We start from the raw sequence: 13,947 nt of genomic DNA, 5'->3' as shown, positions 1-13,947 counted from the left end.
GGGAGTGGGATTCAATGCGTCCCCGTGGAAAGCCAATAACCCTTTAGTACGTTTGAACAGGGTCCTGGGTTCCACCGAGTTCCGAACTATTTTGGGACGTCGGACGGCTGGCCGGCGAGATATTGCTCCAGCCAGTGGATGTGATAGTCGCCCTCGATGATGTCGGGCTCGCGCACCAGTGCGCGGAACAGCGGCAGCGTCGTCTCGATGCCGTCGACCACCATTTCGTCCAGCGCCCGGCGCAGCCGCATCAGGCATTCGCCACGGGTCTTGCCGTGCACGATCAGCTTGCCGACCAGCGAGTCGTAATAGGGCGGGATCACGTAGCCCTGATAGACGGCGGAATCGATCCGCACGCCGAGGCCGCCGGGCGGATGGAATTGCGTGATCCGTCCGGGCGAGGGACGGAAGGTCTGCGGGTTCTCCGCATTGATGCGGCACTCGATGGCGTGGCCGATGATCGCGATGTCGTTCTGCTTGGCCGGCAGGTCGCCGCCGGCGGCAATCCGGATCTGCTCCAGCACCAGATCGATGTCGGTGATGCTTTCGGTGACCGGATGCTCGACCTGGATGCGGGTGTTCATTTCGATGAAATAGAACTCGCCGTCCTCGTAGAGGAATTCGATGGTGCCGACGCCGAGATACTTCATGTCCCGCATCGCCTTGGCGCAGGTCTCGCCGATCCTGGCACGCGCCGCTGCCGCGAGCACGGGCGAGGGGCCTTCCTCCCAGACCTTCTGGTGACGGCGCTGCAGCGAGCAATCGCGCTCGCCGAGATGGATCGCGCCGCCGCGGCCGTCGCCGAGAATCTGGATCTCGATGTGGCGCGGCTTCTGCAGGTATTTCTCCAGATAGACCGAGGCGTCGCCGAATGCCGACTTGGCCTCGTTCGCCGCGGTCGAGAGCGCGAGTGCGAGGTCAGCCTCGGTGTGGGCGACCTTCATGCCGCGGCCACCGCCGCCGGCTGCCGCCTTCACCAGCACCGGGAAGCCGATATCCTTGCCGATGGCGAGCGCGTCGGCCTCCGAGGTCACCGCGCCGTCCGAGCCGGGCACCACGGGGATGCCGAGACGCTTGGCGGTCTTCTTGGCTTCGATCTTGTCGCCCATCAGGCGGATGTGCTCAGCCTTCGGTCCGATGAAGCCGAGATTGTGGTCGGCGAGGATCTCGGCAAAGCGCGCATTCTCCGACAGGAAGCCGTAGCCGGGATGCACGGCGTCGGCGCCGGTGATCTCGCAGGCGGCAAGCAGCGCCGGTATGTTGAGGTAGGAATCCTTCGACGGCGGCGGGCCGATGCACACGCTCTCGTCGGCGAGCCGCACATGCATCGCGTCGGCGTCGGCGGTGGAATGCACCGCGACGGTGGAGATGCCGAGCTCCTTGCAGGCGCGCAGCACGCGAAGCGCGATCTCGCCGCGATTGGCTATGAGGATCTTGTCGAACATCGCAGCGCCTGACGTTGACGGAAAGCTATTCAATGATGACGAGCGGCTCGCCGAATTCGACGGGCTGGCCGTCCTCGACGAGGATCTGCGTCACGGTGCCCGCGCGCGGCGACGGGATCTGGTTCATCGTCTTCATCGCCTCGATGATCAGAAGCGTCTGGCCGGCCGTGACCTTGGTGCCAACTTCAATGAACGGCTTGGCGCCCGGCTCGGGCGACCAATAGGCGGTGCCGACCATCGGCGAGGGGACGGCGCCCGGGTGCTTTGCCAGGTCGGTCGCAGCGGCAACGGCGGCAGCCGGCGCGGCGACGACAGCCGGCGCGGCAACCGCGTGTACGGCAGCGGGCACCGATGCCGCGATACTGATGTTGCGCGCGACACGGACGCGCAGGCCCGCACGCTCGATCTCGATCTCGGTGAGGTTGGTCTCAGCAAGCAGCAGCGCAAGTTCGCGAATGAGGACGCTGTCGTCGTTCTTGGACTCGCTCTTGGACTTTACGGCTGATTTGTCGTCTGGCTGGCGCGCCATGTTGTTTGATCCGAAATCTCTGTCTGGTGACGGGGAACGTCAGGATTGACGATTAAGTCTTTGCCTTTGCATCGATCTTGGCACCGATTTTGGTGGCAAGGCCGATGATCGCAAGCCGGTAGCCGTCGATGCCGAAGCCGCAAAGTGACGCGAAGGCGGCTTTAGCAGTGAACGAGTGGTCCCGGAAGCTCTCGCGGGCGTGGATGTTGCTGACATGAACCTCGACGGCAGGAATCCTGACCGCAACCAGCGCGTCATGCAGCGCGATCGAGGTATGGGAGTAGCCGCCGGCGTTGATGATGATGCCGACCGCCTTCTTGGCATGGGCCTCATGGATAAAGTCGATCAGTTCGCCCTCGCGGTTGGACTGCCGGCAGTCGGCGGTCAGGGCGAACTGGCGTGCGGTGTCCACGCACAGCTTCTCGACATCGGCGAGGGTGGCGTGGCCGTAGGTCTCCGGCTCGCGCGTCCCCAACAGGTTGAGGTTCGGGCCGTTCAGCACATAGATCGTTCCGGCAGCAGCCATTCCAAAGATTCCTGCCAAAGGTTCCGGCGAAGGGGAAAGTGGGCCGGGTTATAGGTAACAACCGGCCGCAGGGGAAGCCTTTAGGTGAAATCGGAAGGTCTTCAACTGCTTCCCTCGGCCTGTTAGATAGCTGCCGTAACCTACGGAAATTGCTGGTTAACCAAATCTCGTGGAAGGCGCTCCTCGGCTGTGCTCCGGCCAGCCATCCACCGGCGACTGCGGGTTGCGCGGATGCAAAACCCCGCCCCTGAGGGGCGGGGTTGAGAGTGCGGCGAGGGCCCGTCGTGGCACCCCCGCGCCGAGGCCGGCTTAGCCCTCGATGATGTAGACGATCTCGTGGGTCTCCGGCTGCACGATGATGTAGCGGCCCTTGACCAGGATGAAGTCATAGCCGCGCCACTGCGGATAGATCGTCACGACCCGTTCCGGCAGCGGATAGAAGTGAACGTCAGCCGGGACGCGGGTGCCCACCGAAACGTTGAAGTTGACGTTGGTGGTTTCGGTGACGTGCTCCGACTTGATTGCGGTCGAGATCTGGGCGCGCTTCTCGGCCGGCGGAGCCGCGGTGGCCGACGTCGCCGCGTTGCCGGTCGTGGTCTGCGGCCGGCTGGTATCGGTCGCGCCCTTCTGCGTCTCCATGCCTTTCTGCTCGGTTGCCCCCTTCTGGGTCTCCATACCCTTCTGGGTGTCCATCCCCTTCTTCTCCATGGCGCCGCTCTTCTCGCGGCTTTCGGTGCCGCTGCTCTTCTCGCGGGATTCGCCGACGGTGCCGCTCTTGCCCCGCTCCTCAGCCTTCATGTCCTTGGACTTCTGGCCCGGTGCGGTGTCCTGCGCGTTCTTGCCGCTGGCGCCCGGCTGTCCCTTCTCGGATTCCATACCCTTCGTGCCCGGGGATTGCCCCGTCGTGGAATGCTCGGAACCCTTCATGCCGCTCTTGTCGTGCTCCATCGTGCCCGACGACGCGCCACCAGATGGTTCAGAGTGCTGCATGGTCGCGCCGCCGCCGGCGCCGGTTTCCTTGTTGGCGCCGCCTGCGCCCTGTGCATTCGCAAAGCCGGTACCAACGATCAGGGCCGCCGCAGCGACCGAAATCAGAAAGCGTTTAGACATCGAAATTCCTCCTCGTTATTTCAGCATTGCCCGCGCCGACAACGGGAGAGGATGTGCGATGTTCCTGTTGATTTGCGGTTCCCCGCGATTTGTATCTTATGTGAATGCGCGATGAATGCCGCGCGCTTCAACCGCAGGCCCAATCAAACTCCATGCTCGCAAGATCGAGCTGGCCGTTGCCGCCGCCGAAATTGAAGCCGCCGAAATGCTCTTCGATCTCGAGATAAGTCGCGCTGTATTTCGGCGTCCATTGATTGGGAAACATCGTGCCGCCGAGATGGTTACGACCGTGCAATCGGTCGAGGCCTCGCGCAATGCCGTCCTCGCTATAGGGCGCAATGTAGTCGCCGAGCTCGCCCTTGTGCAGCAGATGATCGCGTGGCGGCTTGCCGACATTGGGATCGTCGTCGCGCGGCGCGAGCGCAATGCCGTAGGCGTGGTGCCCGTTCGCGGGGACGTGGCCGAACAGTCGGTACCAGAATGTCTTTTCCAGCTCGTCGGTGCGACTGGTGCGGCCGACGTTGACGTCGAACGCCGTGCGCGCGGCGCCCTTCAAGAGCCAGCGTGGAGGCGAATTGGTTTCCAGCAACGGATTGCCGGCAAGTTCCGGCGGCTGGCAGAGCGGGCCGGCGAACTCGGCCTCGGTGAGCCAGATCGCCGCGAAATTGTGGTCGATGATGTCCTTCATCCGGAATTCCATCGGATGACGATGCTGTCGATACGCGAAGTACGGCAGCAGATTCGGATCGGACGGACGCGCGATGGTCTCTGCCGCGAGATATTGCACGACGGCGTCGATCTCGACGGGTTCGTCATATTGCTGATCGGCGAACATCGCGAGCGCGACATAGCCGTCGCCCTTGACGCGATACTCCGGCGGGAGGCGCAGCGTGAAGCAGTGCTGCATCGGAAAGCCGTCATGGGGACTGAGCGGCCATTGCTCGCTGCGAATGCCGGGCGGCAGGCCGTAGCACCAGCCGTGATCGTGTTCGGAGCCGCGTTGCGGCGCCGTCTTCAGGAGCGTGAGGTCGTAGCCAAGGGTTGGCGGGGCCAGGGGCATCGCGGGCGGCTTCCATTGTTGGTGTCGGCCCTTGGTTGCAGCCAGCGAGGACGTGGTTCGGTGCTGCAATAAAAAAATCCGGCTGCCTGGCAGCCGGATTTCGCTGATTGAACGAGCGCTGTCGAAGGACGGATCAGCAGGTCGCCTTGCCGCAGCGGGCAACGCCGATCTTCTCCTTGAGACCTTCGACGCCGACCGCGCCGATCACGACCTGCTTGCCGATCACGTAGCTCGGCGTGCCGTTCATGCCCATGGATTCGGCGAGGCGGAAGTTCTCTTCGATGGTCGCCTTGACCTCGGGGCTCGCCATGTCCTTCTCGAGCTTGGTCATGTCGAGACCGACTTCCTTGGCGACCGCAAGGGCGCGCGCCTTGTCGGCGGCGCCGCGGCCGCCCAACAGCTTCTGGTGAAACTCGAGATACTTCTTGCCGGTCGGATCCTGCATGCGCACGGCGACCGCGACCTGCGCGGCTTCGACCGAGCCCTGGCTCAGCACCGGGAATTCCTTCAGCACGACCTTCAGCTTCGGATCCGACTTCATCAGGTCGAGCATGTCGGACATTGCGCGCTTGCAGTAGCCGCAGTTGTAATCGAAGAACTCGACGAAGGTGACGTCGCCGTCCTTGTTGCCGAGCATGACGCCGCGCGGCGAGTTGAAGATCGTGTCGGCGTTCTTGGCGACGCTCTGCTCGTGCTTCTCGGCCTCGGCGGCGGCCTGCCGCTTGCTGAGCTCGTTCATCGCCTCTTCGAGCACCTCGGGATGCGCGATCAGGTAGTTGCGCACGATGGTCTCGATGTCGCCGCGCTGGGTGTCGTTGAAGCTCTGCGCGGACGCCGTCAGCGGCGCGGCGCAAATGCCGAGCGCGAGCAGGGCAGGGGCAAGAAAACGAAGCGCTGGCATGACAAAATCCTTGTTCGAGGTGGCCCGAAATACGGCATCGCCGTGGGCCGGTTTCGGTGATCGTTGTATGGAACTACGGTTTATTTCTAGTTGTTTTTCTGACCCGGCATGGGCTTGGCGCTCACAATGTCGTCAGCTTTGACCCAGCCGGGCGTGCCGATCGCGAACCGCGTCTTGGCGCGCGACGCCAGCTCCCGGGCGGTCTTGGCATCGCCACGGAGATAGGCGGCCTGTGCCGAGGCGAGGTCGGCCTGGGCATAGTCGCCCTTGCGACCATAGGCCATCGCAAGCTGGGTATAGCCGAGCGGCGCCTCGGGCTCGCGCGCCACCGCGGCACGCAGCATGTTGATCGCCTCGTCCGTGGTGGCCTTGTTGTCGGAGGCGACCAGCGCCTGGCCGAGCAGCATCTCGATCAGCGGTGAACTATTGGAGAGCTGCACCGCGCGGCGCAGCGGCGCGATGGCCTCCGCCGGCCGGCCGCCTTCGAGCAGGGCCTGGCCGCGCAGTTCGTAGAAATAGGGATTGTTGGGCTGAACCTGGATCAAGCCGTCGATCTGCGCGATCGCCGAGCGCAGGTCGCCGTGCAGGTAGGTGGTGATCGCGCGCGCATAGCGCGCCGGCAGGCTGGTGTTGGACAGCGGATAGCGGCGGTAGACCGTGTCCTGCCGCTCCATGAAGCCGGAGATCTTGGCGCGCATCATGTCGTGACGCAGCTGCAACGCCGGATCGTCCTTCTTGTCCCAATAGGGGCTCGAGCGCGCCAGTTCCTCCAGCGCGGAGACGCGATCGACCGGCATCGGATGCGACTGCAGATAGGGGTCGGCGCCGCGCGCGGCGAACAGGCTCTCGTCGGTGAAGCGCTTGAACGTCTCATACATGCCCCGGGCCGACTGTCCGGTCGCATTCAGGAACTTGACGCCGGCGCGGTCGGCGTTTTCTTCCTGCTGACGCTGGTAGGACAGCAGCGTGCGCTGAATGACCGATTGCGGCGCCGAGATCGCTGCCGCGCCGGCGCTGGAAAGCCCGCCGCCGGCGCCCCGGCCGCCGGCACCCGCGGCGAGCGCGCCGACACCAAGCAGCATCGCGATGATCATCTGGGTCTGCGCCTGCGCCAATTGCTCGCGCATCTTGGCGAGATGACCGCCGGCCAAATGGCCCGTCTCATGCGCCAGCACGCCGATGATCTGGTTCGGCGTCTCCGATTGCAGCAGTGCGCCGTAATTGACGAAGATGCGGCGGCCGTCGGCGACGAACGCGTTGAACGAGCTGTCGTTGATGATCACGATCTGGATGTTCTGCTTTTCCAGACCGGCGGTGCGCAGGATCGGCCTCGTATATTCGCGCAGCAGCTGTTCGGACTCGGTGTCGCGCAGCACCGGCGGGCCCTTCTGCTGGGCCTGCGCGGGGACGACGGGTCCAACGGCGAGCGCGACCGCGGTCAGGAGGGCGGTCAGCTTGAAGGCAGTCAGCTTGATGGTCCTGGTGCGCGGCGTAAGGCGGAACAGCATGGGCGATCTATCGGCAATGACGGGCCGCGCCGGAGCAAACGCGGGTTCCGGGGCCAACCGGATCGAGCGCGTGGCGCAGTCTGTTGTTTTTGCAGCTCTTCTTCACGCGAACCGGGTATTCACTTGGGGTATTCACCTGGCCTGAAAGCGTTATAAGGAGCCACCGAATGCGGCCAGTCTGGGGCGGTCGCAGATCACGGGAACCCAAATCCGGCCGCGGCCGTGCAATAGCAGAAATCCATGCGTGAAGCGACACCGAGAGACCGTCTGAACAGCTTGTTGACAGCGTCCGGGCGCAGCGACGTTCCCCCGTTCATGGTGATGGACGTGATGGCCGCCGCGGCGCGAATCGAGGCCGCCGGCGGCTATGTCATCCATATGGAGGTGGGGCAGCCCGCCGAGGGCGCGCCGAAGCAGGCGATCGCGGCCGCGCAGGCCGCGCTTGCCGGCGGGCGGATCGACTACACCTCCGCGCTCGGGATTCCCTCGCTGCGCGCGCGCATCGCGCGGCATTACCGCGACACATATGGCTGCGCGGTGGATGCCGAGCGCATCATCGTCACGACCGGCTCGTCCGGCGGGTTCATCCTGGCGTTCCTTGCGATGTTCGAGCCGGGCGACCGGGTCGCGGTCACCGTGCCGGGCTATCCGCCGTACCGGCACATCCTGACTGCGCTCGGCTGCGAGCCGGTGCTGATCGAGACCTCCGGCGACACTCGCCATGCCCTGACCGGCGAGGCGCTGCTGTCAGCCCATCGCAAGGCGCCGCTGAAGGGCGTGCTGGTCGGCAGCCCCGCCAACCCGACCGGCACCATGATGTCGCGCGAGGCGCTATCGAGCCTGATGGCGGCCGCAGACGGCGCGGGCATCCGTTTCATCTCCGACGAGATCTATCACGGGCTCGACTACGCGTTTCCCGCGGTGACCGCGGCGGAGTTGTCGCCGAACGCGCTCGTGATCAACTCGTTCTCGAAATACTTCTGCATGACCGGCTGGCGCGTCGGCTGGATGGTGGTGCCCGACGTGCTGGTGCGGCCGATCGAACGGCTGCAGCAGAATCTCTCGATCTCGGTGCCGACCCTGTCGCAGATCGCGGCCGAAGCCGCTTTCGACGGCCGCGAGGAGATGGAGGCGATCAAGCGCGGCTATCAGGAGAACCGCCGCATCCTGATCGAGGGCCTGCCGAAGGCCGGGCTGACCAAGTTCCTGCCGGCCGACGGCGCGTTCTATCTCTATGCCGACGTCTCCGACTTCACCTCCGACAGCTTCGCCTTTGCCAGCGAGATGCTCGAGAAGGCGCACGTCGCAGCGACCCCGGGCGTCGATTTCGATCCGATCCACGGCCGTGCCTTCATCCGATTTTCCTATGCGCGTTCCGCGGCGGAGATGCAGGAAGCAGTTGCGCGGATCGCGCATTGGCTTAAATAGCCCGCAATCTCTGAGAGCCCTCCGCCTTGTCGGCTAGATTGGTTTCGCAAGCGCCTTGCCGTGCTTCGGCGGCGCGGGACGCAACAGATCGCCGCGGATAAACGGCAGGGCCCACACAGTTCCATTTGACTTGAACGGCCAAGTTGATCTTGGCTATTCCGCCATTTCTGAGGGGGAGTGACACATGGCAACGGCAACCGTTGCCACGGATTCACCGGCGTCTGCCGGTGGCAAGCCGTGGTACAAGATTCTCTATGTCCAGGTCCTGATCGCGATCGTGCTCGGCGCGCTGGTTGGCGCGTTCTGGCCGCAGCTTGCCACCAACGACTGGATCAAGGCGCTCGGCGACGGCTTCATCAAGCTGATCAAGATGGTGATCGCGCCGATCATCTTCTGCACGGTGGTCTCGGGCATCGCGCATATACAGGATGCCAAGAAGGTCGGGCGCATCGGCGTCAAGGCGCTGGTCTATTTCGAAGTGGTCTCGACCTTCGCGCTGGTGATCGGATTGCTGATCGGCAATCTGGTGAAGCCGGGCGCGGGCTTCGGCAGCGCAGCGGCGAATGCGCAGGCGGTGGCCAATTATGCCAAGCAGGCCGAGGCGCAGAAGAGCGTCGACTTCGTGTTGCACATCATTCCGGACACGGTCGTCGGCGCATTCGCGCAGGGCGAGATCCTGCAGGTGCTGCTGTTCTCGGTGCTGTTCGGCTTTGCGATCATGGGGCTCGGCGAGCGCGGCCACACCATCCGCTCGTTCATCGACGATGCCGCGCACGCGGTGTTCGGCGTGATCTCGATCGTGATGCGGGCGGCGCCGATCGGCGCGTTCGGCGCGATGGCCTTCACCATCGGCAAGTTCGGCACCGGCGCGATCCTCAACTTGATGGGGCTGATCGCGACGTTCTATCTGACCGCCGCGCTGTTCGTGTTCGTGGTGCTCGGCATCATCGCGCGGATCGCGGGCTTCTCGATCTTCAGGTTCCTGGCCTACATCAAGGACGAGCTCCTGATCGTGCTCGGCACCTCGTCCTCCGAGAGCGCGCTGCCGTCATTGATGGAGAAGCTCGAACGTCTCGGATGCTCGAAATCCGTGGTCGGTCTAGTGGTGCCTACAGGCTATTCGTTCAACCTCGACGGCACCAACATCTACATGACGCTGGCGACATTGTTCATCGCGCAGGCGCTGGGCTACGATCTCACGTTCAGCCAGCAGCTCACGATCCTGGTCGTCGCGATGCTGACCTCGAAGGGCGCGTCCGGCATCACCGGCGCGGGCTTCATCACGCTGGCGGCGACGCTTGCGGTGGTCGATCCGCGGCTGGTGCCGGGCATGGCGATCGTGCTCGGCATCGACAAGTTCATGAGCGAGTGCCGCGCGCTGACCAATCTGTGCGGCAACGGCGTCGCCTGCGTGATCGTCGCCTGGTGGGAGGGCGAGCTCGACCGCGACAAGCTCAATGCCAATCTCTCAAGGCAGATCGATCCGACCGACATGGAGACCGCGCTGACGACGGACTAGAGCTTGGTCCGGAAAAGTGTGAAGCGGTTTTCCGATAAGATCATGCTCAAACAAGAATCCAGAGCGCGATGAGGGCTCATCGCGCTCTGGTTCAGAACCGGTCTAACCGATACGGCGAGGTGTCCACCGAGGATGCCTCGCCGTTCATCGTTTCGGCCAGCACCCGCGCCGTCGCGGGGCCGAGCGTGAAGCCCTGATGGCCGTGACCGAAATTGACCCACAGTCCGCGATGGCGCGGCGCAGGCCCGAGCACCGGCAGCATGTCGGTGGTGCAGGGGCGGGTGCCGAACCACGGTTCGGGCTCGACCCGGCTGCCGATCTCGATCAACTCGCGTGCGGCAGCTTCCGCGTAGCCGAGCTGGATCGGTGTGGCCGGCGCGTCGGGGCTGGTCAACTCCGCGCCGGTGGTGATGCGGATGCCCTTCGCCATCGGCGCCATCGCATATCCGTTCGCAGTATCGACCAAGGGCAGGTCGAGCGAGCGGCCGCCCTGATAGTGCATGTGGTAGCCGCGCTTGCGCACCAGCGGGATCCGGTAGCCGAACTTGCGCAGCAATTGTGGCGACCACGGTCCGAGCGTGACGACGACATTGGCGGCATCGATCCGGCCGCCGGTGGTGTCGACCGACCAGCCGGACATCGTCTGCGTCAGCGTCAGCGCATCGCCGTGCAGCAGCGTCCCGCCGAGACGCTCGAACAATCCGGCATAGGCGGAGACGAGACCGCCGGGGTCCGACACGGTCCACGGCCCGAGCCAGTGAATGGCGCCGGGAAGGTCGTCGCGCAGCAAGGGCTCCGCTTTGGCGAGCGCCTTGCCGTCAAGCACGCGAAACTGCACGCCGAAGTCACGTTGGTTTTCTTCGGCGACTGCGATCGCCTGCTCAAGCGCAACCGGATCGCGATGCAGCAGGCGATAGCCGGCGCGGCGGATCAGATTGTCGGCATGCGCATCGCGGATCAGCGTGTCGTGCTCCGCCGTGGCGTAGGCGATCAGGCGCGACCAGGCGAGGGTGGCTTCGCGGTGCCGCTCCGGCGTCGAGTTCCACCAATAGCGCAGCAGCGGACCGGCGTGCTGCGGCAGTGAGGCCAGGCGATAGCGCACGTCGTTGGTGCGTCCCATCGCGATCCTCGCGAGCGTGGCCGGATCGCGCGGCATCGGATAGGGCCGCACTGCCTCGCTCTGAATGATGCCGGCATTGCCGTAGCTCGTCTCGCGGCCCGGTTCCTTGCGGTCGACGAGCGTCACCGACCAGCCGCGGCGTTGCAGATGCAGCGCCGTGCTGACGCCCACCATGCCGCCGCCAAGAACGATCGCGCTTTGCATTGCCTCCGTCTCCGTCAGGCTCCGTACGCCTGACGAACGGATGGCCTGTCCAATAAAAACGCCCGGCGCGAACCGGGCGTTTTGACTTTGCGGGTTGCGCTAGTTGCCGCCGCCGAAGCGGCGCGACCACCAGCCCTTGCGGGCCGGCGCCTCGGCCGCAGCGGGCTCCGGCGCAGAAGCTGCAGGTTCAGGGGCGGGCGCAGTTTGCTCCGCCGGGCTCTGGACCAGCGCCGGTGCCTCGGGTTGCGGGCTCGACGCGAAGCTGACCTTTTCGCGCACCGTCGAACGGCGGCGCTGCGCGCGATCGCTTTCGGCGGCCGTGTCCTCAGCGGCAGGCGCTGCCACGGTTTCGGGCTCGGGCACCGCGATCGCCTCGACGGGTGCGGCCTCGACCGGCTGCCATTCCGCCGGCTGCGCGACCAGTTCAGGCTGCGCGAGCGAGGGCGCCGGCTCGGTGTCATGGCTGTCGAAATCGGCGACCGCATCGCTGGCCTCGGGCGCTGCCGCCGGGCTCAGCTCGTCGGAGATCGATCCGGCAAGACCGTCATCCGGTCCGCCGCTGCCGCGCCGGCGGCGGCCGCCACGGCGTCCCCGGCGGCGCGGACGGCGATCGCCGTTGGCGGCCTGGTCGTCGCGGGCTGCGCCCTGCGCTTCGTCGCCTTCTTCCTCATCGCCTTCGGCGTCGGAGGCGGCAACCGCCTCGGTGCCCTCGGGCAGAACATGCATCAGATCGCCGTCCTCGCGCGGCTGCTGAGCGCCGTCACGGGCCTCGGCACCACCGCGGCCGCGGCGCCGGCGGCGGCGCTTGCGGCGCTGGCCGTCGCCTTCGCCGGCGCCTGCTTCCTCACCGGCTGCCCGGTCGTCGGCGAGGCCCTCGGTCTCGTCGGTCTCGACCTCGGCCTCGTATTCGAACAGTTCTTCCTCATCATCGATCTCTTCGGCCTGCGACGGCGCGGAGGCAGCCTGCGCCGCGAGCAGCGCCTTGGCGGCTTCGAGCGTATGCACCTGCTCGCCGCGATCGATGATGTAGGACTGCTGGCCGTGCACCGTGGCGTCGGCGACGATCGACAGCGAGACGCGGAAGGAGTCTTCGAGGTCGCGCAGATGGCCGCGCTTGTGGTTGAGCACGTAGAGCGCGACGTCGGTGCGGGTGCGGACCACGAGATTGTGGGTCGCGCCCTTCATCAGGATTTCCTCGATGCCGCGCAGCAGCTGCAGCGCCACCGACGAGACCGAACGGACGTGGCCGGAACCGCCGCATTGCGGGCAGGGCTCGGTCGAGCTCTCCAGCACGCTGGCGCGGATGCGCTGGCGCGACATTTCCAGGAGGCCGAAATGCGAGATGCGGCCGACCTGGATCCGAGCGCGGTCCTGGCGCAGGCAGTCGGACAGCTTGCGCTCGACCGCGCGGTTGTTGCGCTTCTCGTCCATGTCGATGAAGTCGATGACGATCAGGCCCGCGAGGTCTCGCAGGCGCAGCTGTCGCGCGACTTCTTCCGCGGCTTCCAGATTGGTCTTGAGCGCGGTGTCCTCGATATGGTGCTCGCGCGTCGCCCGTCCGGAGTTGACGTCGATCGAGACCAGCGCCTCGGTCTGGTTGATCACGATGTAGCCGCCGGAGCGCAGCTGCACGGTCGGCGAGAACATCGCGTCGAGCTGGCTTTCGACTCCCATCCGCGAGAACAGCGGCTGGCCGTCGCGATACTGCTTCACCGCGCGCACATTGGCCGGCATCAGCATCTTCATGAAGTCGCGTGCTTCGCGGTAGCCGGCTTCGCCCGCCACCTGGATCTCGTCGATCTCCTTGTTGTAGAGGTCGCGCAGCGAGCGCTTGATCAGCGAGCCTTCCTCGTAGACCAGGGTCGGCGCCTGCGACTTCAGCGTCAGGTCGCGCACCGTCTCCCACATCCGGATCAGGTATTCGAAGTCGCGCTTGATCTCCGGCTTGCTGCGGGAGGCGCCCGCGGTGCGCAGGATGATCCCCATGCCCTCGGGCACGTCGAGATCCTGCACCACTTCCTTCAGCCGCGAGCGGTCCTGGGCCGAGGTGATCTTGCGGCTGATGCCGCCGCCGCGCGCGGTGTTGGGCATCAGCACGGCGTAGCGGCCGGCGAGCGACAGATAGGTGGTCAGCGCGGCGCCCTTGTTGCCACGCTCTTCCTTGACGACCTGCACCAGCATCACCTGCCGGCGCTTGATCACTTCCTGGATTTTGTACTGGCGGCGCGGACGGAACGGGCGCTCCGGAACCTCCTCGAGCACATCGTCGCCGCCGACGGACTCGACGACATCCTCTTCCTCGCCTTCTTCGCCGTCGTCCTCGTCTTCATCTTCGCCGGCCTCATCGGCGGGTACGGCCTCAGGCGCGGCCACTTCCGCGAACGGGGCGTATTCGGCGACCGCGTGCTCATCGGCCACAGCGTGGACTTCGTCGCCAGCTACATGCGGTGCGTCGTCGGCATGCGCGGCGTTTTCCTCGACCTGTTCCTCATGGGCCCGCTCGGGCTCATGATTGACCTCGGCGGGCTCGAAAGTCTCCGGCGCGGCTGACGCGATGGAGGCTTCGACCACCGCGACGACGGGGTCGGACGGCGCAT

General features: G+C 65.5%; 11 protein-coding genes. 2 read left to right on the top strand and 9 right to left on the bottom strand.

The annotated features are described in order from the left end of the window. Positions 1-86: 86 nt before the first annotated feature. The 7 genes from accC to QDT69_RS07805 all read right to left on the bottom strand — a co-directional run bounded on the left by accC (position 87) and on the right by QDT69_RS07805 (position 7,079). Positions 87-1,445, bottom strand: coding sequence for an acetyl-CoA carboxylase biotin carboxylase subunit (gene accC / locus QDT69_RS07835; protein WP_279706021.1), 1,359 nt, complete (start codon positions 1,443-1,445; stop codon positions 87-89). Positions 1,446-1,470: 25 nt separating this feature from the next. After that, positions 1,471-1,974, bottom strand: a complete 504-nt coding sequence (accB, locus tag QDT69_RS07830) for an acetyl-CoA carboxylase biotin carboxyl carrier protein (protein WP_279706020.1) — start codon at positions 1,972-1,974, stop codon at positions 1,471-1,473. 52 nt (positions 1,975-2,026) lie between these two features. Then, positions 2,027-2,500 (bottom strand): type II 3-dehydroquinate dehydratase, encoded by a 474-nt coding sequence (gene aroQ / locus QDT69_RS07825; RefSeq protein ID WP_050420223.1) that lies wholly within the window; start codon positions 2,498-2,500, stop codon positions 2,027-2,029. A gap of 309 nt (positions 2,501-2,809) precedes the next feature. Next, on the bottom strand, positions 2,810-3,610 hold the full coding sequence (locus tag QDT69_RS07820; RefSeq protein WP_279706019.1) for a DUF1236 domain-containing protein: 801 nt from the start codon (positions 3,608-3,610) through the stop codon (positions 2,810-2,812). 127 nt (positions 3,611-3,737) lie between these two features. Next, positions 3,738-4,670, bottom strand: a complete 933-nt coding sequence (locus tag QDT69_RS07815; protein ID WP_279706018.1) for a hypothetical protein — start codon at positions 4,668-4,670, stop codon at positions 3,738-3,740. A gap of 133 nt (positions 4,671-4,803) precedes the next feature. Then, the gene (locus QDT69_RS07810; protein ID WP_279706017.1) at positions 4,804-5,571 is read right to left on the bottom strand and encodes a DsbA family protein; all 768 of its coding nucleotides are present in this window, start codon (positions 5,569-5,571) and stop codon (positions 4,804-4,806) included. Between the two features lie 86 nt (positions 5,572-5,657). Further along, on the bottom strand, positions 5,658-7,079 hold the full coding sequence (locus QDT69_RS07805) for a M48 family metalloprotease (protein WP_279706016.1): 1,422 nt from the start codon (positions 7,077-7,079) through the stop codon (positions 5,658-5,660). Positions 7,080-7,319: 240 nt separating this feature from the next. Here QDT69_RS07805 and QDT69_RS07800 point away from each other — a divergent pair, with 240 nt between their 5' ends. Then, positions 7,320-8,507, top strand: coding sequence for an aminotransferase class I/II-fold pyridoxal phosphate-dependent enzyme (locus QDT69_RS07800; protein ID WP_279706015.1), 1,188 nt, complete (start codon positions 7,320-7,322; stop codon positions 8,505-8,507). Between the two features lie 184 nt (positions 8,508-8,691). Further along, positions 8,692-10,026: a dicarboxylate/amino acid:cation symporter gene (locus QDT69_RS07795; protein WP_279706014.1), complete on the top strand. Its 1,335-nt coding sequence runs from the start codon at positions 8,692-8,694 to the stop codon at positions 10,024-10,026. Between the two features lie 91 nt (positions 10,027-10,117). Here the strand turns inward: QDT69_RS07795 and QDT69_RS07790 are convergent, their stop codons facing one another. Both QDT69_RS07790 and QDT69_RS07785 read right to left on the bottom strand, forming a co-directional pair. Beyond that, positions 10,118-11,350, bottom strand: coding sequence for an FAD-binding oxidoreductase (locus tag QDT69_RS07790; RefSeq protein ID WP_279706013.1), 1,233 nt, complete (start codon positions 11,348-11,350; stop codon positions 10,118-10,120). Positions 11,351-11,449: 99 nt separating this feature from the next. Continuing rightward, positions 11,450-13,921, bottom strand: coding sequence for a ribonuclease E/G (locus QDT69_RS07785; RefSeq protein ID WP_279706194.1), 2,472 nt, complete (start codon positions 13,919-13,921; stop codon positions 11,450-11,452). Between the last annotated feature and the right edge of the window lie 26 nt (positions 13,922-13,947).

This window comes from Bradyrhizobium sp. CER78, from assembly GCF_029846235.1.
Classification (GTDB): Bacteria; Pseudomonadota; Alphaproteobacteria; order Rhizobiales; family Xanthobacteraceae; genus Bradyrhizobium.
This window is presented reverse-complemented; position numbering and strand designations above follow the sequence as displayed.

Coding starts and splice junctions, on each gene's coding strand:
- accC (WP_279706021.1), bottom strand. CDS start 1,445: ATGTTCGACAAGATCCTCATAGCCAATCGCGGCGAGATCGCGCTTCGC.
- accB (WP_279706020.1), bottom strand. CDS start 1,974: ATGGCGCGCCAGCCAGACGACAAATCAGCCGTAAAGTCCAAGAGCGAG.
- aroQ (WP_050420223.1), bottom strand. CDS start 2,500: ATGGCTGCTGCCGGAACGATCTATGTGCTGAACGGCCCGAACCTCAAC.
- QDT69_RS07820 (WP_279706019.1), bottom strand. CDS start 3,610: ATGTCTAAACGCTTTCTGATTTCGGTCGCTGCGGCGGCCCTGATCGTT.
- QDT69_RS07815 (WP_279706018.1), bottom strand. CDS start 4,670: ATGCCCCTGGCCCCGCCAACCCTTGGCTACGACCTCACGCTCCTGAAG.
- QDT69_RS07810 (WP_279706017.1), bottom strand. CDS start 5,571: ATGCCAGCGCTTCGTTTTCTTGCCCCTGCCCTGCTCGCGCTCGGCATT.
- QDT69_RS07805 (WP_279706016.1), bottom strand. CDS start 7,079: ATGCTGTTCCGCCTTACGCCGCGCACCAGGACCATCAAGCTGACTGCC.
- QDT69_RS07800 (WP_279706015.1), top strand. CDS start 7,320: ATGCGTGAAGCGACACCGAGAGACCGTCTGAACAGCTTGTTGACAGCG.
- QDT69_RS07795 (WP_279706014.1), top strand. CDS start 8,692: ATGGCAACGGCAACCGTTGCCACGGATTCACCGGCGTCTGCCGGTGGC.
- QDT69_RS07790 (WP_279706013.1), bottom strand. CDS start 11,350: ATGCAAAGCGCGATCGTTCTTGGCGGCGGCATGGTGGGCGTCAGCACG.